General features: G+C 63.4%; 27 protein-coding genes. 18 read left to right on the forward strand and 9 right to left on the reverse strand.

Annotated features, from left to right (window positions below):
• Window positions 1-6 precede the first annotated feature (6 nt).
• Complete coding sequence (locus tag SOM28_RS09730; protein ID WP_123069142.1) at window positions 7-789, reverse strand: spermine/spermidine synthase domain-containing protein; 783 nt, start codon at window positions 787-789, stop codon at window positions 7-9.
• Between the two features lie 127 nt (window positions 790-916).
• Window positions 917-1462, reverse strand: a complete 546-nt coding sequence (locus tag SOM28_RS09735) for a glycine zipper 2TM domain-containing protein (RefSeq protein WP_123069141.1) — start codon at window positions 1460-1462, stop codon at window positions 917-919.
• Window positions 1463-1725: 263 nt separating this feature from the next.
• Between SOM28_RS09735 and SOM28_RS09740 the strand changes: the two genes are divergently transcribed.
• From SOM28_RS09740 to SOM28_RS09760, 5 genes are all read left to right on the forward strand, one after another.
• Window positions 1726-2253: a barstar family protein gene (locus SOM28_RS09740; RefSeq protein WP_370660651.1), complete on the forward strand. Its 528-nt coding sequence runs from the start codon at window positions 1726-1728 to the stop codon at window positions 2251-2253.
• 63 nt (window positions 2254-2316) lie between these two features.
• Complete coding sequence (gene purN / locus SOM28_RS09745) at window positions 2317-2958, forward strand: phosphoribosylglycinamide formyltransferase (RefSeq protein WP_123069139.1); 642 nt, start codon at window positions 2317-2319, stop codon at window positions 2956-2958.
• 12 nt (window positions 2959-2970) lie between these two features.
• Window positions 2971-4287, forward strand: a complete 1317-nt coding sequence (locus tag SOM28_RS09750; protein ID WP_123069138.1) for an RsmB/NOP family class I SAM-dependent RNA methyltransferase — start codon at window positions 2971-2973, stop codon at window positions 4285-4287.
• 12 nt (window positions 4288-4299) lie between these two features.
• Complete coding sequence (locus SOM28_RS09755) at window positions 4300-5655, forward strand: mechanosensitive ion channel family protein (RefSeq protein ID WP_320467991.1); 1356 nt, start codon at window positions 4300-4302, stop codon at window positions 5653-5655.
• Between the two features lie 93 nt (window positions 5656-5748).
• The gene (locus SOM28_RS09760; protein WP_123069136.1) at window positions 5749-6960 is read left to right on the forward strand and encodes a DesA family fatty acid desaturase; all 1212 of its coding nucleotides are present in this window, start codon (window positions 5749-5751) and stop codon (window positions 6958-6960) included.
• Window positions 6961-7021: 61 nt separating this feature from the next.
• Here the strand turns inward: SOM28_RS09760 and SOM28_RS09765 are convergent, their stop codons facing one another.
• The 5 genes from SOM28_RS09765 to SOM28_RS09785 all read right to left on the reverse strand — a co-directional run bounded on the left by SOM28_RS09765 (window position 7022) and on the right by SOM28_RS09785 (window position 11398).
• The gene (locus SOM28_RS09765; protein ID WP_320467992.1) at window positions 7022-8596 is read right to left on the reverse strand and encodes a DUF418 domain-containing protein; all 1575 of its coding nucleotides are present in this window, start codon (window positions 8594-8596) and stop codon (window positions 7022-7024) included.
• Between the two features lie 85 nt (window positions 8597-8681).
• Window positions 8682-8849 (reverse strand): 50S ribosomal protein L33, encoded by a 168-nt coding sequence (gene rpmG, locus SOM28_RS09770; protein ID WP_005665735.1) that lies wholly within the window; start codon window positions 8847-8849, stop codon window positions 8682-8684.
• A gap of 13 nt (window positions 8850-8862) precedes the next feature.
• Window positions 8863-9099 (reverse strand): 50S ribosomal protein L28, encoded by a 237-nt coding sequence (gene rpmB / locus SOM28_RS09775; protein WP_123069134.1) that lies wholly within the window; start codon window positions 9097-9099, stop codon window positions 8863-8865.
• A gap of 220 nt (window positions 9100-9319) precedes the next feature.
• Complete coding sequence (gene radC, locus SOM28_RS09780) at window positions 9320-9991, reverse strand: RadC family protein (protein ID WP_123069133.1); 672 nt, start codon at window positions 9989-9991, stop codon at window positions 9320-9322.
• A gap of 147 nt (window positions 9992-10138) precedes the next feature.
• On the reverse strand, window positions 10139-11398 hold the full coding sequence (locus tag SOM28_RS09785; RefSeq protein WP_320467993.1) for a styrene monooxygenase/indole monooxygenase family protein: 1260 nt from the start codon (window positions 11396-11398) through the stop codon (window positions 10139-10141).
• Between the two features lie 192 nt (window positions 11399-11590).
• Here SOM28_RS09785 and SOM28_RS09790 point away from each other — a divergent pair, with 192 nt between their 5' ends.
• From SOM28_RS09790 to SOM28_RS09815, 6 genes are all read left to right on the forward strand, one after another.
• A complete protein-coding gene (locus tag SOM28_RS09790; RefSeq protein ID WP_147936360.1) occupies window positions 11591-12043 on the forward strand; it encodes an FKBP-type peptidyl-prolyl cis-trans isomerase in 453 nt (150 codons plus the stop codon).
• 17 nt (window positions 12044-12060) lie between these two features.
• On the forward strand, window positions 12061-13020 hold the full coding sequence (gene ispH, locus SOM28_RS09795; protein WP_320467994.1) for a 4-hydroxy-3-methylbut-2-enyl diphosphate reductase: 960 nt from the start codon (window positions 12061-12063) through the stop codon (window positions 13018-13020).
• 215 nt (window positions 13021-13235) lie between these two features.
• Window positions 13236-14165: a branched-chain amino acid ABC transporter permease gene (locus SOM28_RS09800; protein WP_147936362.1), complete on the forward strand. Its 930-nt coding sequence runs from the start codon at window positions 13236-13238 to the stop codon at window positions 14163-14165.
• 16 nt (window positions 14166-14181) lie between these two features.
• Window positions 14182-15393 carry an ABC transporter permease subunit gene (locus SOM28_RS09805; RefSeq protein WP_320467995.1) on the forward strand — a complete coding sequence of 404 codons (1212 nt, stop codon included), beginning with the start codon at window positions 14182-14184 and terminating at the stop codon, window positions 15391-15393.
• A gap of 14 nt (window positions 15394-15407) precedes the next feature.
• On the forward strand, window positions 15408-16178 hold the full coding sequence (locus SOM28_RS09810; RefSeq protein ID WP_320467996.1) for an ABC transporter ATP-binding protein: 771 nt from the start codon (window positions 15408-15410) through the stop codon (window positions 16176-16178).
• Entirely contained in the window at window positions 16178-16900 is a 723-nt protein-coding gene (locus SOM28_RS09815) for an ABC transporter ATP-binding protein (protein WP_147936365.1), read from the forward strand. Before SOM28_RS09810 ends, SOM28_RS09815 begins: the two co-directional genes overlap by 1 nt.
• A 75-nt stretch (window positions 16901-16975) precedes the next feature.
• Here the strand turns inward: SOM28_RS09815 and SOM28_RS09820 are convergent, their stop codons facing one another.
• Window positions 16976-17560: a phasin family protein gene (locus SOM28_RS09820; RefSeq protein ID WP_109346610.1), complete on the reverse strand. Its 585-nt coding sequence runs from the start codon at window positions 17558-17560 to the stop codon at window positions 16976-16978.
• Window positions 17561-17897: 337 nt separating this feature from the next.
• Here SOM28_RS09820 and SOM28_RS09825 point away from each other — a divergent pair, with 337 nt between their 5' ends.
• The 3 genes from SOM28_RS09825 (at window position 17898) to pbpG (ending at window position 20842) form a co-directional block, all read left to right on the forward strand.
• Window positions 17898-18806 (forward strand): DMT family transporter, encoded by a 909-nt coding sequence (locus SOM28_RS09825; protein WP_320467997.1) that lies wholly within the window; start codon window positions 17898-17900, stop codon window positions 18804-18806.
• On the forward strand, window positions 18803-19501 hold the full coding sequence (locus SOM28_RS09830) for a nitroreductase (protein ID WP_123069124.1): 699 nt from the start codon (window positions 18803-18805) through the stop codon (window positions 19499-19501). Before SOM28_RS09825 ends, SOM28_RS09830 begins: the two co-directional genes overlap by 4 nt.
• A gap of 180 nt (window positions 19502-19681) precedes the next feature.
• The gene (pbpG, locus tag SOM28_RS09835) at window positions 19682-20842 is read left to right on the forward strand and encodes a D-alanyl-D-alanine endopeptidase (protein ID WP_370663532.1); all 1161 of its coding nucleotides are present in this window, start codon (window positions 19682-19684) and stop codon (window positions 20840-20842) included.
• A gap of 163 nt (window positions 20843-21005) precedes the next feature.
• Here pbpG and SOM28_RS09840 read toward each other — a convergent pair whose 3' ends face one another.
• On the reverse strand, window positions 21006-21791 hold the full coding sequence (locus SOM28_RS09840; protein WP_123069122.1) for an IclR family transcriptional regulator: 786 nt from the start codon (window positions 21789-21791) through the stop codon (window positions 21006-21008).
• Between the two features lie 151 nt (window positions 21792-21942).
• On the opposite strand from SOM28_RS09840, the gene SOM28_RS09845 reads away from it, so the two are divergent.
• The 4 genes from SOM28_RS09845 to cysW all read left to right on the forward strand — a co-directional run bounded on the left by SOM28_RS09845 (window position 21943) and on the right by cysW (window position 25073).
• Window positions 21943-22329: a diacylglycerol kinase gene (locus SOM28_RS09845; protein WP_123069121.1), complete on the forward strand. Its 387-nt coding sequence runs from the start codon at window positions 21943-21945 to the stop codon at window positions 22327-22329.
• A gap of 90 nt (window positions 22330-22419) precedes the next feature.
• Entirely contained in the window at window positions 22420-23058 is a 639-nt protein-coding gene (locus SOM28_RS09850; RefSeq protein WP_147936369.1) for a peroxiredoxin, read from the forward strand.
• 243 nt (window positions 23059-23301) lie between these two features.
• A complete protein-coding gene (gene cysT, locus SOM28_RS09855) occupies window positions 23302-24171 on the forward strand; it encodes a sulfate ABC transporter permease subunit CysT (protein WP_123069119.1) in 870 nt (289 codons plus the stop codon).
• Window positions 24168-25073 carry a sulfate ABC transporter permease subunit CysW gene (gene cysW, locus SOM28_RS09860; RefSeq protein WP_320467998.1) on the forward strand — a complete coding sequence of 302 codons (906 nt, stop codon included), beginning with the start codon at window positions 24168-24170 and terminating at the stop codon, window positions 25071-25073. Before cysT ends, cysW begins: the two co-directional genes overlap by 4 nt.
• Window position 25074 lies beyond the last annotated feature (1 nt).

Genomic DNA, 25074 nt, shown 5'->3' on the forward strand with positions numbered 1-25074 from the left:
AGATGGTCAATCGGTGGCGAACAATCCCTTGACCCAGGATTTCGCAGGCAGCTTGGTCTGCGCCACGATCTGCGCGGCGCGCGCCGCGAGCGCATCCTTGTCGAGCGTGGGGCGGGTCTTGAAGCACAGCGCCACCACATTCCCGTCGTGCACCTCGGGCAGGCAGATCACGTGGCCGAAGGCGAACTTCATCGCCTTCAGGTTCTTGGCGAAGCTCGGGTGGTCGCCGAACAGGTTGACGGTCATGATGCCATCCTGCGTCAGGCAGGCGGCGCAGGCCTGGTAGAACTCGGGTGTGTCGAGCACCGGGCCGCGCGCGGTGGCGTCGTACAGGTCGCACTGCAGCACGTCGTAGGCTTCGTGGTTGGCCGGGTCCTCGACGAAGTCGAGCGCATCCATTTCCAGCACGCGCAGGCGCTCGTCCTCGGGCGGCAGCTTGAACATCGAGTTGCAGATCGCGATCACGGATTCGTTGAGTTCGACGGCGGTCACGCTCGCCTCAGGAAATTGGCGATAGCAGAACTTGGTCAGGGTGGCCGTTCCCAGGCCGAGCTGCGCGACGGCCTGTGGCGTCTCCTTGAACAGCATCCACGCCATCATTTGTTGCGCGTATTCGAGTTCGGGCCAGTCGGGCTTGCGGATACGCATGGCGCCTTGCACCCATTCCGTGCCGAAGTGGAGATAACGGACACCATCCTGTTCGGACAGCGTGACGGGGGCGAATTTCGGTTTGCGCGCCGGACGGCGCGAGGATTCGACTTGTTCGATGGATTTACGTTTGATGAGCATAAAGAAGCCTGGTGGAATCGCCCTATTATCGGGGGACGGGTTCCCCCAGCGCAAGCGCGGGGTCTGAGCCCGAATGCAACAACGCGGCCTCATGGGCCGCGTTGCGAGATTTCCAACAGTAGGGCGATCAGTACTGGCTGTATGCCTGGCCCTGGCCGTTGTAGCTGTCCAGCGGCTCGACCGAGACGCGCAGGCGCACGCGGTTGCCCGGGTCGCGGCTCATCAGCGACGTGTAGTTCTGGCCACGGTATTCATAGGTCACGTTGTAGCCGGCGGTGCGCGATTCGATCGCTTCCACGGTGCGGCATTGCTGCACAGCTTGCTCTTGCACACTGCTGCCTTGCGGACGGCCATTGTTCTGGACGCGATCGCCCACCATGGCGCCAGCGATAGCGCCGGCGGCCGATGCGGCCACCTTACCATTGCCGCCGCCGACCTGGCTGCCCAGCAGGGCGCCGGCGATACCGCCGATGATCGTGCCGCCGGCGCCGCGTTCCTGCTGCACCGGCACTTGCACGTATTCGGTACGGCATTCCTGGCGCGGGGTACGGACCTGCTCGAGACGCGGCTCGACCCGCACCACGCGGCCGAAGTCTTCGAAGTCGGCGGCCTGGGCCAGCGGCAGGGTGGCGATGCCGAGTGCCGAGATGATCAGTTTGGCTTGCAAGTTCATGGTAGTACCTCGTTGAGTGGTGCGACTTGGTTCGTCGATTCGTTACAGACTTGATGGTACGCCTATCGCAAAAAACCATCGAATCCGCGTGGCAACAAAATGTAACAGCGAATAAAGCGCGCAACAACTCGCGCCAGAATGAAACCGGCCCCCAATACGGCGTTTTCGTGTCACATATGTACCTACCGATTCTTACAAATAGGCATCTGAAACTCACATTTGGGTTGCTTCCAATACCACAAAACGTTACCCTTACACAAATCATGGACTTATTGGCGTATAGCAACGACAGCGAGGTAAGAAGTAGCAGCGCTACCCAGCGCCGCGAGGGGTGGCGCCATGGCGCGTTATTGACAGGTCGATTTGAGGAAAAAATGAGTTTGTTGATGAGAGTGGCGCCAAATCTTGTTCAAGCGATTCGCGCGTTTAACGTTGGCGATTTGCAACAGGAGGCCGGGCGCCTCGGTCATCACTTCTTGTATGCCCACTGCGCCAATACGCTCACCAAGCAGCAGGTCTGCGCCCGCATCGGCGAGAATTTTTATTTCCCCAAACCGTGCAGCAAGAATTTCGATGCGCTGCGCACCTGCCTGACCGAGACCATCCACGCAGCCGGCCCGCAGCCGGGCTTCATCGTGGTGCTCGAGCAGTTGCCAAGCGCTCAGAAATTCGACAAGGAAGCGCGCGAAAACCTGCTCGACGTGTTCCGCGACGCGGCTGAATTCTGGGCCGAGAAGAAGGTGCCGTTCCGCGTGTTCTACTCGTTCGCAACGGTCCCGCCGACCGCCTGAGTCCACGGGAAACCCTCTCTGAGGGCTGCGGTTGCCAGCCGGCGTTACGGTACAATGCCGGCTATGAAAAACATCGTGATCCTCATTTCCGGCCGCGGAAGCAATATGGAAGCGGTCGTGCGCACGGCCCAGGCTGAAGGCTGGCCTGCCCGTATTGCAGCGGTGATCAGCAACAAGCCCGATGCCGGCGGCCTGGCATTTGCCCAGTCGCGCGGCATCCCGACCGCCGTAGTGTCGAACAAGGATTTCGCTACCCGCGCCGAATTCGACGCCAGATTGCAGGAAGTCATTGACACCTTCCAGCCCGACCTGGTCGTGCTGGCCGGCTTCATGCGTATCCTGACCGCGCCCTTCGTGGAACACTATGCGGCCCGGATGTTGAACATTCACCCGTCGCTGCTGCCCCTGTTCCCGGGGCTGCACACGCACCAGCAGGCGCTCGACGCCGGCATGACCGAACACGGCGCGACCGTGCACTTCGTCACCGCCGAACTCGATCATGGCCCGTCGGTGCTGCAGGCCAGGATTCCAGTCCTGCCGGGCGACACACCGGACCTGCTGGCTGCCCGCCTGCTGGCCGAGGAACACAAGATCTACCCACGCGCCGTACGCCTGTTCATCGAAGACCGCCTGGTCATCGAAGACGGCGCGGTGCGCATCGTCGAGTCCATGGATCGCTCCCGGGCCGACGCCATCAGTATTTAATCAAGGATTTACATGAGATTGCCTCCAGCGATCGTCGCCAAGACCGAAGAAGTCTTGCGCGAGATTCTCCGTTTTACTTCGCCGGCCGACGTCACCCTGTCGCGCTTCTTCAAGGACAACCCGCGCTTCGGCGGCCGCGAGCGCGGCGTCATCGCCGAAGCCGTGTATGCCGTGCTGCGCAATAAATCGTTCTTCACCGACTTCGCCGGCCATGGCAACACGCCGTCGATGCGCAAGCTGGCCCTGCTGGGCCTGTCCGAGACCGTTGGCATCGACAGCATTGGCGGCCTGACGGAAGACGAGACCGAGTTCCTTACCCGCATCAAGGAAGTCGACCGCAACCTGCTGCCGGGCCCGATCCGCGCGAACCTGCCGCAATGGCTGTACGACAAGCTGGTGGCCCAGTTCGGCGAGCAGGAAGCCCTGGAACTGGCGGCCGTGCTGAACACCCCGGCGCCGCTGGACCTGCGTGTCAATTCCATCAAGGCCGATCGCGACGACGTGATCGCCCAGCTGGCGCAAGCGCCGATCGTGGCCGAGCCGATGCCGTTCGCCCCGCTGGGTCTGCGCGTGATGAAAAAGCCGGCGCTGCAGAACCTGCCGCTGTTCAAGGAAGGCGCGATCGAAGTGCAGGACGAGGGCAGCCAGGTGCTGGCCCAGATCGTCGGCGCGCGCCGCGGCGAGATGGTGGTCGACTTCTGCGCCGGCGCCGGCGGCAAGACGCTGGCCCTGGGTGCGCTGATGCGCAATACCGGCCGCCTGTACGCGTTCGACGTGTCCGAGAAGCGCCTGACGAAGCTGAAACCGCGCATGGCGCGCAGCGGCCTGTCGAACGTGCATCCGGTGGTGATCGCGCACGAGCGCGATGCGAAAGTTAAACGTCTGGCCGGCAAGATCGACCGCGTGCTGGTCGACGCGCCGTGCTCGGGCCTGGGTACCCTGCGCCGCAACCCTGACGTCAAGTGGCGCCAGCAGCCGGGCGCCGTGGCTGAGATGCAAGAGAAGCAAGCCTCGATCCTGGACGCCGCCGCGCGCCTGGTCAAGGGCGGCGGCCGCCTGGTGTACGCCACCTGCAGCCTGCTGAACGAAGAGAACGACTTCATCGTCGAAGGCTTCCTGGCCAATCACGCCGACTTTGAACTCGTGCCGATGAGCCAGGTGCTGGCCGAGCAAAAGATCCCGCTCGAGATGGGCAACTACCTGAAACTGCTGCCGCACAAGCATCAAACGGACGGCTTCTTTGCCGCCGTCCTGCAGCGCAAGGCGCTGGCCAAGCCGGTCAAGGCCGTCGTCGCCGAAGAGGCGGACGCGGATGCCGCGGACGAGTAATAAGGAGTACCGATGCCGCTGTCAGACCTGCTGAGCGTCCTGCTGGACGATGCCCGCCGTCCCGCCATCGTCTGGCAGATCGTCGCCCTTGCCCTGTGCGTGGCGGTGAGCTGGGGTCTGGCGCGGCTGATTCACCGTTCGCTGCTGAAAGACCGGGCGCAGACGGGCGGCCTGATCAGTGTCGGCCTGGGCAGTTTCAGCCGCGTGCTGTGGCCGCTCCTGACCGTCGGTCTGCTGGCGCTGGCCAAGACCGTGCTGGAGCAATACCAGGGAGTGTCGCTGCTGCGCGTGGCGCTGCCGCTGTTCATCTCGCTGGCGGTGATCCGCACCTTCTTCTACCTGCTGCGACGCGCTTTCGCGCGGCGCGGCCAGGTGGGGGCGGCCCTGCAGACCTTCGAGAAGGTGTTCGCCTTCGTGGTCTGGATCATCGTCGCCATGCACCTGACCGGCATCTTGCCGGACGTGATCAGGGTCCTTGAAAACACCGTCCTGCCGGTTGGAAAGAACAAGATTTCGATCGCCGACCTGCTGCAGGGCGCGATCTCGATCGTCGTGCTCATGATGCTGGCGTTGTGGGCCGGCGCCGCGCTCGAAGAACGCCTGATGGGCTTCGAGCGCATGCACAGCTCGCTCAGGGTGGCGATGGCGCGCGTGGGCCGCGCGGCGCTGATCCTGGTCGCGGTGCTGTTCAGCCTGTCGCTGGCCGGGCTCGACCTGACCGTGCTGTCGGTATTCGGCGGCGCGCTGGGCGTGGGCCTCGGTCTGGGCATGCAGCGCATTGCTAGTAATTACGTGTCCGGCTTCATCATCCTGTTCGAGCGCAGCCTGTCGATCGGCGATCCGATCACGCTCGATAAATACTCCGGCAAGGTAGCGCGCATCAATACGCGCTACACGGTGTTGCGCGGTTCCGACGGTACGCAAACGCTGCTGCCGAACGAGATGCTGATCACGGGCGTGGTGCTGAACCAGTCGGGCACCAACCGCAACGTGCGCGCGATCACCAAGCTGGTCGTGTCCTACGACAGCGACCTGTCCGTGGTGATGCCGCTGCTGGAAGCTCAGCCGAACGGCGTGGCGCGCGTGCTCGAGACGCCGGCGCCGAACGTGCTGCTCAATGCCTTCGTGGCCGACGGCTACGAGCTCGAAGTCGGCTTCTGGTTGGGCGACCCTGAGAACGGGCAGGGCGGTCCGATCTCCGAAGTGAACCGCAAGATCTATGCACTTGTGCAGTCCGGCGCGATCAAACTCGGACATCCGTCGATGGACACGCGCTTGCTTGACGCCCACATCACGAAGGTGGTGGGGCGGACTCCTCAGGAAGAAGGCCGGGACGACATCGGGGCTGGCGCAAATTTGGGCAAGTAAAACTGCCGTGCGGCAGTAGAACCACGTAAAATGCCCGGGTTATAGGTGTGCGGTCACAGTGGTTGCACATTGAATAAGCCCTTTGGAGACTGAATGAATTTCTTTAACGACGCCCTGCACGCCGTGCTGTCGTTCCTGTCCACCGGCCTGCTCGATTTCTCGGCCTGGCAAATCGTGATCTACACGCTGGTGGTCACGCATATCACGATCGCCGCCGTGACGATCTACCTGCATCGTCACCAGGCGCACCGTGCGCTCGACCTGCATCCGATCCCGAGCCACTTCTTCCGCTTCTGGCTGTGGCTGACCACCGGTCAGGTCACCAAGGAATGGGCGTCGATCCACCGCAAGCACCACGCCAAGTGCGATACCGAAGAAGATCCGCACAGCCCGCAGACGCGCGGCATCCGCAAGGTGCTGTTCGAAGGCGCCGAGCTGTACCGTGCCGAAAGCAAGGTCAAGGAAACCATGGACAAGTACGGCCATGGCACGCCGGACGACTGGATCGAGCGCCATGTGTACACCGGCCGCAGCATGCTGGGTGTGGCGTCGCTGCTGGTGATCAACGTTGCCCTGTTCGGCGTACTCGGCCTGACCGTGTGGGCGATCCAGATGATGTGGATCCCCATCACCGCAGCCGGCATCATCAATGGCCTGGGCCACTGGTGGGGTTACCGCAACTACGATTGCAACGATGCCGCGACCAATATCTTCCCGTGGGGCATCCTGATCGGTGGCGAAGAGCTGCACAATAACCACCACACCTATGCCACCTCGGCCAAGCTGTCGAGCAAGTGGTATGAGATCGACCTGGGCTGGGGCTATATCCGCATGCTGGAAATGGTCGGCCTGGCCAAGGTGAAGAAAGTGGCGCCGAAGCCGAAGCTGGCCAAGGACAAGGCGCAAGCCGACTTCGATACCCTGCAGTCGGTGATCGCCAACCGCTACGACGTGATGGCCAAGTATGCCAAGTCGGTGCGCCACGCCTTCCATGAAGAATTCGAGCACCTCAAGCACAAGGCGCAACTGGAATCGCGCTTCCTGAAAAGCTCGCGCAAGCTGATGCAGCGCGAGCCGGCCAAGCTGGAATCGTCGCAACAGCAGCAACTGGTCGAGCTGTTCCAGCACAGCAAGGCGCTGGAAACCATGCACAATATGCGCGTGGAGCTGGGCGCCATCTGGGAGCGTTCGCATTCGACCCGCGACCAGCTGCTGCACCAGTTGCAGGACTGGTGCAACCGCGCCGAAGCATCGAAGATCAAGGCGCTGCAGGACTTTTCGATCCGCCTGCGCACCTATGCATGATCCTGGCGGTCGGTAGATGGTAAAGACAACGGCTTCTTCGGAAGCCGTTGTCGTTTGTGCCTTACACGCCACGCCGCATTGGCGGCCTTGTCAGATACGTCAGCGCCCGCCACACCCATTCGAGCGGCCCGTACTGGAAGCGCGCCAGCCACCAGTGGCTGAATACGATCTGCAGCGCGCACAGCAGCAGCGCGATGCATATCTGCTCCGTCCTGCCGACGCCCCACAGCCCCAGTCCGTGGGCATAGAACAGCAGGGAAAACACGAGCGACTGCATCAGGTAATTGCTCAGCGCCATACGTCCAAACGGCGCCAGGATGCGCACCCGGGCCGGCATGCCCTTGCTGTACAGCGCCAGGACCACCGCCGCGACGTAGCCGAGCGAGGCGGGCAGGCTGCCCAGGGTCAGCAAGGCGTTCGCCAGGTCATAGCCCCCGTCGTCGACGCCTGCAGGACGGCCGGTGCTGATCAGACTGCTGAGCAGGCCAAGCCCGACCCCGAAGCCGATTCCGCCAACGGCCAGGCGCCGGAACAGGGGCAAGTGGCGGCCGGCATTGGCGATCACGCCCGAGCGCACGAACCAGACCCCCACCAGGAACACGCTCACGCCCACCACCACGAAGCCGGTTTCGTCGCGCATCCGCGCCTCCAGGTGGCCGAGGCGCATCGCGACCGCGTCCGCGTAGCTGCCGTTGGTGAGTACCTCCTTCTCTTCGACGCTGCGCGCCGTGCGCTCGCGGTACTGCAAGAGGGTAGCGGATGCGGCGTCGGTCTCTTCCCCGGTGGCGCTGACGCTGGACGCTGGCGCCAGCTGGGGCGCGAAGTGGCGGATGCCGCCATCGAGCGCGGTCAGGCCATAGGTGAGCATGAAGATCGCGACGCCGGCCCGCAGCGGCCGCGTTCGTTCCGGCTGGTCGAAACCCCAGGCCAACAGGCCGAGCAGCACAAGGACGGCGCCGATCGCCAGCAGCGCCCCCATATCGCCCTCGCCGCGGACCAAGTTGATCACGGCCGCCAGCAGCATCAGGCTGCCCGGGACGATCGCCACCAGCGGAAACAGCGCGCGTCGTTCGCTGCGCAGGTACACGCCCACCAGGCCGGCGAACACGAGCGGCGTGACCAGCCAGCCGGCGAAGCGAAAGCCCGGCAGCTGGGCCAGCAGGAAGCAGGCGGCCATGGCGCCGATCATCCAGCGCCCGCTGGCGAACAGCATCAGCATCAAGGCCAGCGCGCCGATCGCATAGCTGATCAAGATGTCGCCGCTCCACAGCAGCAGGTAATGCAGCAGGCCGAACAGGCCGAGGACGGCGATCCGGCGGCCATAGGAGGGGAGGAAAGGGCGCTCTGCCGTGCGCGCGCGTTCCAGCATCAGGGCGAAACCCATGCCGAACAGCAGCGAGAAAATGGTCCAGAACTTGCCGCTAACAAAATACGCGGCGACGAAAGCCACCAGCCAGTCGAGGCCATGCAGCCCGGCCGGGATGCCGTTGCCGGTTTCGGCCACGGGGCGGTTGAAGAATTCGACGTTGGCGATGCAGATGCCGATCAGCGCGAACCCGCGCAATACATCGAGGGCATCGAGACGGTTTTGGCTTGGGGTGGGAACGAAGGTGGAAGAGGAAGGCAGACTGGTCATCCCCCGATGGTAGCGCGGATTGACGGGACAACAAAAAAGCCGCCGGGCTTGCGCGCCGGCGGCTTCGTCAAGAAGACAAGATCGATTACTTGATCTTGGTTTCCTTGTAGATCACGTGCTTACGTGCTTTCGGGTCGAATTTGGTGATTTCCATCTTCGCCGGCATCGTGCGCTTGTTCTTGGTGGTGGTGTAGAAGTGACCGGTACCTGCGGTCGATTCCAGCTTGATTTTGTCGCGGCCAGTTTTTGCCATGATAGCTCCCTAATTAAACTTTTTCGCCGCGGGCGCGCATGTCGGCCAGCACGACGTCGATGCCGAGCTTGTCGATCACGCGCAGGCCGGCGTTCGACAGACGCAGCGAAACCCAACGGTTTTCGGATTCGACGTAGATACGACGGTTCTGCAGGTTAGGCAGGAAACGACGCTTCGTTTTGTTGTTAGCGTGGGAGACGTTGTTACCAACCATCACACCCTTGCCGGTTACTTGGCAAACACGTGCCATAGTGCACTCCTTAAATATGTTCCAGACTTGGAAAAATGAGAGTATAGCGTGAAAAGCAAAGCGGAATCAATCACTTACGAAAAACAAAGGTGTCTTTGTTTGATGGAAAAATTTAACAATTCCTGATGAGTGTCGTAACTCGCTGTTTACGCTGTGTAATTTCAAGCAAACATGACAGCCCGTGTAAGGACGTGGGCGGGGCTTCGCTGAGGTTTATCGGTCACAACTGCCCACTCTCCGCAAAGGAATGCACCTGGTTGCCCGCCACCACGAAGTGATCGAGCACCCGGATGTCGACCAGCGACAGCGCCTGCACAAGGGCACTTGTCAGCCGCAGGTCGGCCTCGCTCGGTTCGGCCACGCCGGACGGGTGGTTGTGGGCCAGGATCACGCCAGCCGCATTGCGCCGCAGCGCCGCCTTGACCACCTCGCGCGGATAGACGCTCGTATGCGTGAGCGTGCCCCTGAACATTTCTTCGCAATTGATCAGTCGATTCTTCACGTCCAGGAACAGCACCATGAACGATTCATGGGTCTGCAGCGCGAACTGGCTGCGCAGGTAGTGGCGCACCGCCTCGGGCGAGCACAGCGCCTCGCGCCGGAACTGTTCGGCCACCGCGCGCCGCGCCAGCTCGAGCGCGGCCTGCAGTTGCGCGTACTTGGCCGGCCCCAGGCCGTGCAGCCGGCCGAACTCGCCCGACTCGGCATGCAGCAGCCGGTGCAGCGAGCCGAAATGCGCCAGCGTGTCGCCGGCCAGGGTCACCGCGCTTTTTCCCGCCACGCCCACGCGCAGGAAGATGGCCAGCAATTCGGTATCCGACAGCGCATGCGCGCCATCGCGCAGCAGGCGCTCGCGCGGACGGTCCTGCTCGGGCCAGTCGCAAATCCCCATATGACTCCTCGCCAAGGTGAGCGGCAGCCAGGGTGCTGGCCGCCTGCGTCACGATAGCGGTTTGCCGGGCCGGGCATGCCGGGCACGACAAGGACCTGCTTGATGCCGCTCTGGACGCGGATGCGGCGGCTGCGATAGCGTCGGCAGTCAGCCGCCAGCCGGCTCGGGCGTAAAACCTTTTTCCTTGAGGTAGGCCATGGTCGCGTCCGCATCGCTGAACCAGGCATAGATTTTTTCCATCTCGCCAGCATTGTCGAACACGTCGCTGGCGATCTCGGGGATGACGCTGGCGGCGTACAGCGCCAGCTGCTGGTGCGGCTGCAGCTGCGTCACGAAATCCCGGGTCAGGTGGAATGCATGGCGGGCCGTCTTCCAGTAATCGAGGAATACCGCATCGATCCACTGCGCATCGAACACGGCGTCGGGCGCCGCCAGGATGGCCTGGGCGACGTGGTGGGCGCTGCGCGACGCCGCGTTCAGGCCTTGCGCGGTCATCGGGTCATAGCTGACCAGGGCGTCGCCCAGCGCCATCGCCACCTTGCCGGAGGACAGCCGGCCCACAGCACGCCGGACGGTGGGCGTGATCGCCCCCTGCATGGTTTCGTGCTCGACCAGCTCGGCCGACGCGATCATCGCGTGCACCTGAGGGCAAGCATCCTTCAGGTAGTTCCGCACCTGCTCGAACTGCGCGCGCACGCTCCCGCCGTGCCCCAGCAGGTCGAGCGGGCCGCCCGGCACGCCTTCGAACAACAGCACCCAGGTCTTGGTAAGGTCGCGATCGAGGAAGTTGTAGAACAGGCATTCACCCACGCCGACGATGCTGTTCAGGCCGTTCACGTGGATGGCGGGGTCGACGTCGGGATCCATCACGCAGTTTTTCGCGAAGAAGAGCGTCAGATGGCGATAGGGCCGGTCGAGCTCGGAGCGTTCCGGATCTCGCGGGAACAGTTCCTGGAAGGTGTTGTTGCCGGTGGTGACGAACACGGCATCGTGCGTGGCGGCCGCCTGTTCCAGCAGGGCCAGATCGGCCGGTCCGACCACGACGGCGCCTCCACGGCGGGGAAATTCCATCAGCCAGGTCGCATACTTCAGGCGCAGGTCGATCGCCTGCGCCGGTGACGACAGCATGGCGCCGGCCTGCAGAACTTTTTCGCCGTCGGGCGAGAACAGCTTCATCACCGTCGCGTCGATACGGGCGCCGTCGTAGGTGAACCAGAAATCCAGTCCCAACTCTTGCTCGATGACGGTGCGCGGATGAAACTGGATGGCGATCGGGCCGGTCGGGCCGTTCAGCACCTCTTGCGAGCTGCGGTCGGTGTAGAGCGTCACCTGGCAGCCGTGCGAGAGCAATTCGAAGCCGAGCTGCAAGCCGGCCTGGCCGGCGCCCACGATGGCAATTTTTTTCATGAAGCTCCCTGTATCGGTTGGTCGAAAGTGAGAGCTATGCCTTGTATAGCGGATCAGATGCGGGAGGGGCGGGCGCGCGGCTTGCCTCCCCGTTTGACGTGTCGCCAAAAAAACAGGCAGCGAAGGCGCAAGCGGCGCGCCTGGCTTACAATAGCGCTTTGCCCCATCAGCTCTGCTTGCCACGCTAAGAACATGTCCAACGCTGCTCCCGTCGTCAACGAATCCTCTTACCTGACCCTGCATTACCGCCTGGCCGTCGCCGGCGGTTCCGATGTGGTCACGACTTTCAATGGCACGCCCGCCACCTTGCTGCTGGGCCAGGGCCAGCTGGCGCCCTTCCTCGAGGCGCGCCTGATCGGCATGCCGGAAGGCACGCACCAGACCTTCGAGCTCAGCGCTGCGGAGGCATTCGGCGAGCGCAATCCCGAGCTGATCCAGTCGGTGTCGAAAGCCACGCTGGAAGAAAATTCGGTGCCGGGCACGGAGTACAACGTGGGCGAGGTGGTCGAGTTCAACGCGCCGAAGGGCGGCCGTTTCGCCGGCGTCCTGCTGGAATCGCGCGCCGATTCGGCCCTGTTCGATTTCAACCACCCGATGGCCGGCCGCGCCCTGCAATTCGAAGTGAAACTGATTTCGGTTCTGTAAGGACGACAGGAATAATGATGGAAAACGAAATTCTGCTGGCCCAGCCGCGCGGCTTCTGCGCCGGCGTGGACCGCGCGATCGAGATCGTCGAGCGCGCCCTGAAACAATTCGGCGCGCCGATCTACGTGCGCCACGAAATCGTCCACAACGCCTATGTGGTCGAAGACCTGCGCACCAAGGGCGCGATCTTCATCGAGGAACTCGAAGACGTCCCGCCAGGTAATACGCTGGTGTTCTCGGCCCACGGCGTCTCGAAGGCCGTGCGCGCCGACGCCGAGGCGCGCGGACTCACCATTTTTGATGCCACCTGCCCGCTGGTGACCAAGGTCCACGTCGAAGTGGCAAAGATGCGGAAGCAGGGCGCCGAGATCATCATGATCGGCCACGACGGCCACCCCGAGGTCGAAGGCACCATGGGCCAGGCCGAAGAGGGCATGCACCTGGTCGAGACGGTCGACGACGTGCAGACGCTGCAAGTGCGTAACCCGGAACTGCTGGCCTATGTGTCGCAGACCACCCTGTCGGTCGACGACACCCTGGACATCATCGCGGCGCTCAAGGCGCGCTTCCCGAACATCATCGAGCCGAAGAAGGGCGATATCTGCTACGCCACCACCAACCGCCAGGAAGCCGTGAAGTTCATGGCGCCGCAGGTCGAGGTCGTGGTGGTCGTGGGCAGCCCGAACAGCTCGAACTCGAACCGCCTGCGCGAAGTGGCCGAAAAAATGGGCACGCCGGCCTATATGGTCGACAACGCCGGCAAGATCGACCCCAGCTGGATCGAGGGCAAGAAGCGGATCGGCGTGACTGCCGGCGCCTCGGCGCCCGAGGTGCTGGTGCAGGCCGTGATCGACCGCCTGAAAGAACTGGGCGCGGCCAGCGTGCGCGCGCTCGAAGGCGTCGAAGAACACGTGACCTTCCCGCTGCCGAAAGGCCTGGACGGCGCACGGACCGAGCCGGCAACGCCTGCTGCCTGAACTTTATTTTTCGTTTCGCTAGAAAACAAAATTTGCTACAGTAGCGATTAACCGTGATTAGTTTTCCAAAAGCCAAGTTATGATGATGGGCTCGGAAAATTAGTCATGGTGGAGCAGGCCATGAACGGCACTTCGGGAGTCATCCCGCGGTGCCGTTTTTGCTGGACGCTCACATCAATACAGGCGGCTCGATAGGCGGAACGATAGGCGGAACGATGGAAACCTTTATTCAACAGCTACTGAACGGCCTGGTGCTGGGCAGTATGTATGCGCTGGTCGCGCTCGGCTACACGATGGTGTACGGCGTGCTCAACCTGATCAACTTCGCCCACGGCGACGTGCTGATGATCGGCGCCATGCTCGGCCTGACGATCCTGCAACTGCTCGAGGCCTACATTCCCGGCCTGCCGGGCTATGTCCAGCTGGCGGTTGCCATCCTCGGCGCGATTCCCCTCACCATGCTGGTCAGCATCCTCATCGAGCGCGTCGCCTACCGCCGCCTGCGCAACGCGCCGAGGCTGGCGCCCCTGATCACGGCGATCGGCGTCTCGATCCTGCTGCAGACCTTCGCCATGATGATCTGGGGCCGCAGCCCGATCCCGTTCCCGCAACTGCTGTCGTCCGAACCGATCATGATCGGTGGGGCCATGATCTCGCAGACGCAAGTGCTGCTGCTGGTGCTGGCGGCCGTCGCCATGGGCGCCCTGGTGCTGCTGGTCGAGCGCACCAAGATGGGCCGCGCGATGCGCGCCGTGGCCGAAAACCCGCGCGTGGCCGGCCTGATGGGCGTCGACGCGAACCGCGTGATCGTCGCTACCTTCGCCATCGGCGCCGCACTGGCGGCCGTCGCCGGCGTGATGTGGGGCGCCAACTATGCGTCGATCACCTTCACCATGGGCGTGCTGCCGGGCCTGAAGGCCTTCTGCGCCGCGGTGCTGGGCGGGATCGGCAACATCTATGGCGCCATGCTCGGCGGCCTGCTGCTGGGGATCATCGAGGCGCTGGGCGCTGGCTATATCGGCGACCTCACCGGCGGCTTCCTCGGCAGCCACTACCAGGACATTTTCGCCTTCGTGGTGCTGATCCTGGTCCTGACCCTGCGACCGTCCGGCATCATGGGCGAACGCGTGGCCGACCGCGCCTGACCTTAAGGAGCACACCATGGCACTCCTTACTTTTGATACCCAGCACAAGCCGCGCCAAGCCTATATCAGCATGGCGGCGGTATTGATCCTGATGCTGATCTTCCCCTTCGTCGCCTCGCAGTTCGGCAACTCGTGGGTGCGCATCATCGACATCGCGCTGCTGTACATCATGCTGGCGCTGGGCCTGAACATCGTGGTCGGCTTCGCGGGCCTGCTCGACCTGGGCTATATCGCCTTCTTCGCGGTCGGCGCCTACCTGGTCGGCCTGTTCTCGTCGCCGCAGTTCGCCGCGCTGCTCGAGTCGCTCATCTATTATTCGCCGGCGATCGGCGAGGCATTGGTCGCCTTCTTCGGCCCCGAGATCGCCACCAACGGCATCCACCTGTCGCTGTGGGCCATCGTACCGCTGGCGGCGCTGTTCGCCGCCCTGTGCGGCGCGCTGCTGGGCGCCCCGACCCTGAAGCTGCGCGGCGACTACCTCGCCATCGTGACGCTCGGCTTCGGCGAGATCATCCGCATCTTCATGAACAACCTGAACGACCCGATCAACTTCACCAACGGGCCGCAGGGGATCAATATGATCGACCCGATCCGCGTGTTCGGGGTGTCGCTGGCGGGCGAGTCGGGTTCGGGCGCCAACGTCATGATCGGCGACTACGCGATGCCCTCGGTGAACGCCTATTACTTCCTGTTCCTGGCGATGGTGATCGCGACGATCTTCATCACCAGCCGCCTGCAGCATTCGCGCCTGGGCCGGGCCTGGGTGGCGATCCGCGAAGACGAGATCGCGGCCAAGGCGATGGGCATCAATACCCGCAACGTCAAGCTGCTGGCCTTCGCCATGGGCGCGTCCTTTGGCGGTGTGGCCGGCGCGATGTTCGGCGCCTTCCAGGGTTTTGTGTCGCCTGAATCCTTCTCGCTGACCGAGTCGATCGCGGTGCTGGCGATGGTGGTCCTGGGCGGCATCGGCCATATTCCGGGCGTGGTGCTGGGCGGCGTGCTGCTGGCGGCCTTGCCCGAGGTGCTGCGCCACGTGGTCGATCCGCTCCAGCAGGCCGTGTTCGGCAAGGTGATCATCGAGGCCGAGGTGCTGCGCCAGCTGCTGTACGGCCTGGCCTTGGTGCTGATCATGCTGATCCGCCCGGCCGGCCTGTGGCCGTCGCCGAACAAGGAAGAGCGTCCCAACGCCGCCCTGGCGCGCGAGGAAGAAGAAGCGTCGACCGCGTGATGAGTGAACAGACCATGAGCGAACAAATCCTCCTCGATATCCAGGGCGTCAATAAACGCTTCGGCGGCCTGCAGGCGCTGACCGACGTCGGCATCCGGATCATGCAGGGCCAGATCTATGGCCTGATCGGCCCCAATGGCGCCGGCAAGACCACCTTCTTCAACGTGATCACGGGCCTGTACCAGCCGGACAGCGGCAGCTTCGAGCTGGCCGGCAAGCCGTATTCGCCGTCGGCGCCGCATGACGTGGCCAAGGCCGGCATTGCCCGCACGTTCCAGAACATCCGCCTGTTCGGCGAGATGAGCGCGCTGGAGAACGTGATGGTCGGGCGCCACGTGCGCACCAGGCAGGGCGTGCTGGGCGCGATCCTGCGCCACAAGGCGGCGCGCGAAGAGGAAGCCGCGATCCGCCTGCGCGCCCAGGAACTGCTCGATTTCGTGGGCATTGGCCAATTCGCCAACCGCACCGCCAAATTCCTGTCGTACGGCGACCAGCGCCGCCTGGAAATCGCGCGCGCGCTGGCCACCGATCCGCAGCTCCTGGCGCTGGATGAACCGGCGGCCGGCATGAACGCCACCGAAAAGCTGGCGCTGCGCGAGCTGCTGGTGAAAATCAAGGCCGAGGGCCGGACCGTGCTGCTGATCGAGCACGACGTCAAGCTCATGATGGGCCTGTGCGACCGCATCACGGTGCTCGAATACGGCAAGCAGATCGCCGAAGGCCTGCCGGCCGAGATCCAGAAAAACCAGGCCGTGATCGACGCCTACCTCGGAGGTGCCCACTAATGGCTGACATCGTTCTGAAAATCGCCGGCCTGAAGGTCGCCTATGGCGGCATCAAGGCGGTCAAGGGCGTCGACCTCGAGGTGGCGAAAGGCGAGCTGGTGACGCTGATCGGCGCCAACGGCGCCGGCAAGACCACGACCCTGAAAGCCATCACCGGCACCCTCCCGCCGTGCAAGGTCGAGGGGGCGATCGAGTATCTCGGCCAGCCGCTGCGCGGCACGCAGTCGTTCCGGATGGTGCGCCAGAAGCTGGCCATGGTGCCGGAAGGGCGGGGCGTGTTCACCCGCATGTCGATCCACGAGAACCTGTTGATGGGCGCCTATACGCGTGACGACAAGGCCGCGATCGATGCCGACATCGAGAAGTGGTACACCGTCTTCCCGCGCCTGAAGGAGCGCTCCAGCCAGCTGGCCGGCACCCTGTCGGGCGGCGAGCAGCAGATGCTGGCGATGGCGCGCGCGTTGATGTGCCATCCGACCCTGCTGCTGCTGGACGAGCCGTCGATGGGCCTGGCCCCGATCATGGTCGAAAAGATCTTCGAGGTGATCCGCGACGTGTCGCAGCAGGGCATCACGATCCTGCTGGTGGAGCAGAACGCCAAGCTGGCGCTGCAGGCCGCGCACCGCGGCTACGTGATGGATTCGGGCGCGATCACCATGACCGGCAATGCACGCGATATGTTGAACGATCCGCGGGTGCAGGCGGCGTATCTGGGCGAGTAGGATCGCAGGGCAGAAATGAAAAGGCCGCCAGACGCGACTGCGTCTGGCGGCCTTTCTTATTTGACCAGCCGCAGCTTAGGCCGCAGCGGCAGCCGTGGCAGCGCTGGCAGCATTGCCAGCTTTAGCAGCAGTCGCAGAAAATTGCGACACGGCGGCGTTCATATTGCTTTCCAGCGCTTCGACCGCCTGCTTCGAGGTCTTGCTGAATTGCTCGTAGCCTGCGTTGGCGTTGCTGATCGCGGTCTTGACGGCGGCGACGAAGCTTTCCGAGCCGGCCGGGGCGTTCTTGCTCACTTCATCGACCAGCGAGATGACCTTGCGGTTGGCTTCGACGATCTGGCTTTCGGCGGCTTTCGAGAATTCGGCGCCGGTGCCGGTGGCGATCGAAGCCAGCTGGCGGCTGTACGACAGGGCTTTCTCGGCGTTCGGCTGGGCTTGCGAGGCGGTCAGCGAGAAGAATTCTTGTGGGTCCTTGGCGCTCAGGAGCTGGCGAGCAGCGGCCGACGAATCTTCGAGGGTCGAGCGTGCGGTGCTGATGTTCAGTTCAACCAGCTTCTCCACGCCTTCGAAGGTCTTCGAAGTCAGTGCCGAAAACAGGGCGAATTGGGATTCCAGGCTGGCCTTGGTGGCGTTCGAAAATTGTTCAGGGATTGCAAACATGTGGCTCTCCAAATATGTCGTTTCAAGAATGGACTATTGCTCTGTGAGACAGGTTCTTCATTAAAACGCGACGAAACTCTTTTGTGCACCGCAACAGGGCAGATTTTCTGTCAGTTCGCTTCAAGCGTCAAGCGTTTTTGATGCGATGCACCATCCAAGATACATAATTTTCTTGAATGCATTTAATGCAAGAAAAGTCAATTGATCTGGCGCAAATCGAATGCATCTTTCAGCCGCTCAAAACTCCATGGTAGAGCGCATGCTAGACTCGGTACTTGCGATTTGCGCTTGTATATTCAATAAGTGCCGTGCACTATCACGGCGCATTGCCAGGACCATGTCGACCCACGCACCTTCCATCTCCGGCAGCTCCTGGCTGTCGCCCGTGCCCCTGTTCTTCGTCTTCCTCTGGAGCACGGGTTTCATCGTCGCCAAGCTCGGCCTGCCGTATGCGCCGCCGCTGACCTTCCTCATCGTGCGCTGCCTGGGCGTGCTGGCGGTGCTGCTGCCCCTGATGCTGCTCTGGCGCGCGCCGTGGCCGCGCGGCCAGGTCCTGCACCTCGCGCTCTCCGGCCTGCTGTTGCAGGCGGGCTACCTGGGCGGCGTGTGGGCCGCCATCAAGCTCGGCATGCCGGCGGGACTGACCGCCCTGATCGTCGGCATGCAGCCTATCCTCACCGCCGCCGCCGCCCCGCTGATCGGCGAGCGGGTGCGGCCGATCCAATGGCTGGGCCTGCTGCTCGGCCTGTCCGGCGTGGCGCTGGTGGTCTACGCCAAGCTGGGCCTGGCCGGCCTGTCGCCGGCGGCCCTTGGCCTGTGCGTGTTCGCGCTGCTCTCCATCACGGCCGGCACCATGTACCAGCGCCGCTTCTGCCCCCGCTTCGACCTGCGCAGCGGCACCGCGATCCAGTTCGGGGCCACGGTGCTGGTGCTGGCGCCGATCGCGGTGTGGCTGGAAGACCTCGATCCGGTGTTTTCGAGCATTACCTGGAGCGCCGACTTCATCGTCGCCTGGCTGTGGTCGGTGTTCGCGCTGTCGATCGGGGCCATCTTCCTGCTATTCAAACTCATCGGGCGCAGCCAGGCCACCGAGGTGACGAGCCTGATGTACCTGACCCCGCCGACCACGGCCATCATGGCCTGGCTGCTGTTCGGCGAAGCCTTCAACGCGCTCGGCCTGGCGGGAATGGCGGTGGCCGTCACCGGCGTCGCCTTCGTCGTGCGCAAACCAAAGGAGACCACATGACCATCGAGAATCCCGGCCAGGCAGCGGTCGATGCCGCCATCACCTCGCGCCGTTCGATCCGCGCCTTCCTCGACAAGCCGGTCGCGCGCGAAGACATCGCCCGCATCCTGGACGTGGCGGCGCGTGCGCCGTCCGGCACCAACACCCAGCCGTGGAAAGTCCACGTGCTGACCGGCGAGGCGCGCGCGCGCCTGTCGGGCGCGATCCTGGCGGCATATGCCGACCCCGGGCAGGCCGCCCAGCACCACGAGGAATACCCCTACTATCCGCGCGAATGGGTGTCGCCGTATATCGACCGGCGCCGCAAGGTCGGCTGGGATTTATATAGCCTGCTGGGCCTGACGCGCGAGGACAAGGCCGGCATGGCGGCCCAGCATGGGCGCAACTTCGCCTTCTTCGATGCGCCGGTCGGGATGATCTTCACCATCGACCGCATCATGGAGCAGGGCTCCTGGCTCGATTACGGGATGTTCTTGCAGAACATCATGGTGGCGGCGCGGGCGAGGGGACTGGATACCTGCCCGCAAGCCGCTTTTACGCAGTATCATCGGATCATCGCGGCCGAACTGGGGCTGCCGGCGAGCGAGATGGTGGTGTGCGGCATGGCGCTGGGCTGGGCCGATCCGGCGCGGATCGAGAACAGCCTGGAAACCGAGCGCGAACCCAGCCACGTGTTCGCCCGCTTTATGGACTAGGTTCATGGACTAAAGTAACAAGTAATAATATCTCGTTGATATTAAACGAAAGTTTCGCAAGGAAGAGTCTGTTGGTTTTTGCGGATTATTGCCGCACAGAATATTCTTTTCTCTTGCGATCGAGCGTCGTTCCGCTACACTTCCATCTGTATCTCATCAGTTTGGTCCAGGGGCGTCTCGATGTTTAAACTTGCTTTGGCTGCAGTTGTCGCCACGTTGTTCGCTATTGCACCCATGCAGGCATCCGGTGCGGGGGCGGGCGCAGGTGCGGGCGCGACCGAACAAGTGAAGAAGGCCAAGCCTGCCAAGGCTGCCAAGAAAAAGCCCAAGCGCAAAGCCAAGGCCAAGACCACCAAGAAGCGCAAGGAAGTCGCGGTCGCCGGCGACAATGGCCAGCGCATGGTGCGCCGGGTCCGGACCGTCAACGGCAAGCGCGTCGTCACCTATCATCCGGCGCGCACCGCGGCGGCAGGCGCCGTCGCAGTGGCGGCGGCGGCGACGGCGGGCGACAAGGCGGGCTTGCACAAGACCGACGATCCGCTGTCCCTGCGTTCCAGCGTCGCCTATGTGGTCGACCAGAACAGCGCCGAAGTGCTGTTCGAGAAGAACGCCAACGTCGCGCTGCCGATCGCCTCGATCACCAAGCTGATGACCGGCATGGTCGTCATGGAGGCCAAGCAAGACCTCGACGAAGTGCTGCGCGTCACCGACGCCGACGTCGACCGCCTGAAATACAGCAGCTCACGGCTGTCGGTCGGCTCGCGCATGACGCGGCGCGAACTGCTGCACATCACCCTCATGAGTTCCGAAAACCGCGCCGCCTCGGCGCTGGGCCGCAACTACCCGGGCGGCATCGAGGCTTTTGTCACCGCGATGAACGCCAAGGCGCGCGCACTCGGCATGATGGATACCCATTACGTCGATTCGAGCGGCCTGTCGAGCCGCAACGTTTCGAGCGCACGCGACCTTGTCAAGCTGGTGATGGCGGCCCATGAAGACCCGGTGCTGCGCGAATTCTCCACCACGCCGAAATCGACCGTGCAGGCCAGCGGCCGCACCATGCATTACGCAAACACCAACTACCTGGTGTCGCTGCCCGACTGGAATATCGGCCTGCAAAAGACCGGCTTCATCAACGAAGCGGGGCGCTGCCTGGTGATGCAGGCCATGATCCATGGCCGCAATGTGGTGATGGTGTTCCTGGATTCGAAAGGCAAGATGTCGCGCACGGCCGACGCCGGCCGCATCCGCCGCTGGATCGAGTCGCTGCCGGACCGCATGGACGTCGATGCGGTGCGCGCGCCGACCATCACGGCTAGCGCGCCGACGCTGCCGCACTGATCGCTGCCGCAGCCGCTGATCCGTCGTTCCCGCGAAGGCGGGAACCCAAGCTCGCCCGCGTCGAGGCGACATCATTTTTTTCGGCTATGCAGAGGACTTGGGATCCCGCCTTCGCGGGAACGACGTGGCGGTTGCGGTAGCGGTGGTAGTGGACGGGGGTGAGTTATACGTTCGGCACCGCCCGATACCCCAGCGTCGACGAAATCCGCGACGCCGTCTGCACCAGGTCTTCGAGCCAGTCTTCCTGCAAGCGGTCGGCCGGCGCCGAGATCGACAATCCCGCCACCAGCTTGCCGCTGTCGTCATGGATGCCGGCCGCCATGCAGCGCACGCCCAGTTCCAGTTCCTCGTTGTCGCGCGCATAGCCGCGCGCCCGCACCAGGCTCAGTTCGCGTTCGAGCCGCGCCAGTTCGGTGATCGAATTGCGCGTGTGGCCGGACAGCCCCGTGCGGGTGGCATAGGCGCGGATCGCCTTGACGTCATCCACCGATAAAAACAGCTTGCCGGTCGAGGTCAGGTGCAGCGGGCCGCGTCCGCCGATGGCGCGCACTACCTGCATCCCCGAGCGTTCCGAGAAGGCGCGGTCGATGTAGACGATCTCGTCGCCCTGGCGCACCGACAGGTTGACCGTCTGCTGGGTCTTGCGGTGCAGGGCGCGCATGGCGTCGAGCGCCGCTTCGCGCACCGACAGCCGGCTCTTGACCACATTGCCCAGTTCCAGCAGGCGCATGCCGAGGCGGTAAGTGCCCGGCTCGACACGGTCGACGAAGCGCGTGACGACCATGTCGTTGAGGATCCGGTGCGCGGTCGAGGGATGCAGGCCCGATACCCGCGACAATTCCTTGAGGCTCACAGGGTCGGTATAGCTCGCCAACGCATCGAGCAGCGCCATCATGCGTTCGATGACCTGGATCGACGTCTTGGCTGGAGTAGGGGTTTCCATTTTCATGATGTGGTTGGTGCAGTGCAGTATCGTTCACTTTATACCATGATGTGAAAAGACCATGCAAACCGGCGGGTTGCGTCGCAGGCCAACTTGCCACATGCTTGTGCGCGGACGGGGCATAATGTCGTTCCTGCATGTTTGAATGCCAAGAACGATGGAAAACCCGATCAGCGAATTCAAGACCTTGCGCGGCCTGGAGCGCATCGGCGCCGCCTGCCGCAATACCTGGGACGGCCTGCGCTGGGCCTGGCGCAGCGAAGCGGCGTTCCGGCAAGAGGTGGTGTTGATCGTCATCGCCAGCGTGGTGGCGCTGCTGTTGCCGGTGTCCGGCTTCCAGAAGCTGGCCCTGGTCGGCGTGCTGGTCGTGGTGCTGGTGGTCGAGCTGATCAATTCGGCGATCGAGGCGGTGGTCGACCGCATCTCGCTGGAACGGCACCCGCTGTCCAAGGCGGCCAAGGACCTGGGCAGCGCCGCAGTGGCGCTCACCCTGCTGCTGGCGGCCGCTACCTGGGCCGTGGTGCTGTACAACCGCTTTGTTTGAAGCCATCCGCGTGGATGGCGCGTTTATTGAGAGCCGTCCCTGCCCACACCTGCGGGCGGCGCTATGTATGACTCAACCATGGAGAAGACTATGACCTTACGCCTCGGCGACACCGCTCCCGATTTCGAACAGGATTCCAGCATCGGCAAGATCCGCTTCCACGAGTGGGCGGGCGATTCCTGGGTGGTGCTGTTCTCGCACCCGGCCGACTTCACGCCGGTGTGCACGACCGAACTGGGCCTGACCGCCAAGCTCAAGCCGGAGTTCGACAAGCGCAACGTCAAGGCGATCGCGCTGTCGGTCGACCCGGCCGACAAGCACATCGACTGGATCAAGGATATCGAAGAAACGCAGAAGACCGTGGTCGGCTTCCCGATCGTGGCCGATGCCGACCGTTCGGTCTCGACCCTGTACGACATGATCCATCCCGAGCAGTCGGCCACCGCCACCGTGCGCTCGCTGTTCGTGATCGACCCGAACAAGAAGATCCGCCTGACCATCACCTACCCGATGAGCACCGGCCGCAACTTCGACGAAGTGCTGCGCGTGATCGACGCCCTGCAACTGACCGACGGCTATACCGTTGCCACGCCGGGCAACTGGAAAGACGGCGACAACGTCATCATCCCGCTGACCGTCACCGATCCCGACGTCATCAAGCAGAAGTATCCGAAAGGCTTCGAGGCGCCGCGTCCTTACCTGCGCCTGACGCCGCAGCCGAACAAGTAATCCGCATCGCACACTAAAACGGCGAGCCCGGCAATGCCAGGCTCGCCGTTTTTATTTGGTATTTCACAACGACAGCCGAAAAATAATGCGCTCCTTACGAATTTTTCCGCATAAGAACATGCGCTTTTGCCTCGCTGCCACATAGCAATTCGCATCTAAACAAATAAGTATTCTTTCGTTTGCTTTATGAACACACCGTGAGAATATGCGATTCCGATAGAAGAATTTGTAATAAGGACTCGCATGACTTCGCTTGCATTGCCGGGCAACGCGGCAGCAACCAAGCCCAGGCGGCCGGGCCGGGTCATTCCCGGTTTTGGCATTTCGCTGGGCTTTACGCTGTTCTACCTGGCGCTGATCGTCCTCATTCCGCTGTCCGCGGTGTTCCTGAATACCTTCAGCATGAGCTGGGCGGATTTCTGGGCGACCGTCACGTCCGAGCGCGTGATGGCGTCCTACCGCCTCAGCTTCGGCGCGTCCCTGATCGCGGCAGCCCTCAACGTCGTCTTCGGCGGCATCGTGGCCTGGGTGCTGGTGCGCTACCAGTTCCCCGGCAAGCGCCTGGTCGACGCCCTGGTCGACCTGCCGTTCGCGCTGCCGACCGCGGTGGCCGGCATCACGCTCACCGCGCTGTACGCCCACAACGGCTGGATCGGCCAGTACCTGGCCAGCCTGGGCATCAAGGTGGCATTCACGCCGCTGGGCGTGGTGGTGGCGCTGACCTTCATCGGCCTGCCGTTCGTCGTGCGCACGGTGCAGCCGGTGCTCGAAGAAGCCGAGAAGGAACTGGAAGAAGCCGCCGCCAGCCTGGGCGCCGCGCCGCTGCAGACCTTCATCCGCGTGGTGCTGCCGACCATTACCCCGGCGCTGCTGACCGGCTTCGCGCTGGCCTTCGCGCGCGCCACCGGCGAATACGGTTCCGTCATCTTCATCGCCGGCAACCTGCCGATGGTGTCCGAGATCACGCCGCTGCTGATCATTTCCAAGCTGGAGCAATACGACTACGCCGGCGCGACCGCGATCGCGGTGGTGATGCTGGTGTTCTCCTTCATCCTGCTGCTGGCGATTAACCTGCTTCAGGCGTGGACGCGCAAACGGGCGGGCAAGTCATGAGCGCGGTCCTCGACAATGTGGCGCCGGCCAAGCGCCCGGCGAACAACAAGCGCCTCGACACCAGCGTGCTCGAGCCGGGCTGGGTGCGCATCAGCCTGATCGCCGTCGCGCTCATCTTCCTGACCCTGTTCCTGTTCATCCCGCTCGCCGCGGTGTTCACCGAGGCGCTCAAGAAGGGTTGGGAGGTGTATGTCGAATCGGTGATCGACGCCGATGCGCTGTCGGCCATCAAGCTGACCCTGATCGCAGCCGCGATCTCGGTGCCGCTGAATCTCGTGTTCGGCGTGGCCGCGGCATGGGCCATCGCCAAGTTCGAATTCAGGGGCAAGAGCATCCTCTTGACCCTGATCGACCTGCCGTTCTCGATCTCGCCGGTGATCGCGGGCCTGATGTACGTGCTGGTGTTCGGCGCCTCGGGCTGGTTCGGCCCCTGGCTGGCGGAACACGACATCAAGATCCTGTTCGCGGTGCCGGGCATCGTGCTGGCCACCGTGTTCATCACCTTCCCGTTCGTGGCGCGCGAGCTGATTCCGCTGATGCAGCAGCAGGGCACCGAGGAAGAAGAAGCCGCGCTGGTGCTGGGCGCCTCGGGCTGGTCGACCTTCTGGCGCGTGACGATGCCGAACATCAAATGGGGCCTGCTGTATGGCGTGATCCTGTGTAACGCCCGTGCGATGGGCGAGTTCGGCGCGGTGTCGGTGGTCTCGGGCCACATCCGCGGCGAGACCAATACGATGCCGCTGCACGTCGAGATCCTCTACAACGAATACAACTTCACGGCCGCCTTCGCCGTCGCATCGCTGCTGGCGCTGCTCGCACTGGTGACCCTGGCCATCAAGTCCTTTATCGAATGGCGCCTCCACGAAGCCCGCAAGGCTTCGACGACGGACGCCCCTCACTGAA

This window comes from Massilia sp. CFBP9026, from assembly GCF_034045165.1.
In the GTDB taxonomy this organism is placed as follows: domain Bacteria; phylum Pseudomonadota; class Gammaproteobacteria; order Burkholderiales; family Burkholderiaceae_D; genus Telluria; species Telluria arenae.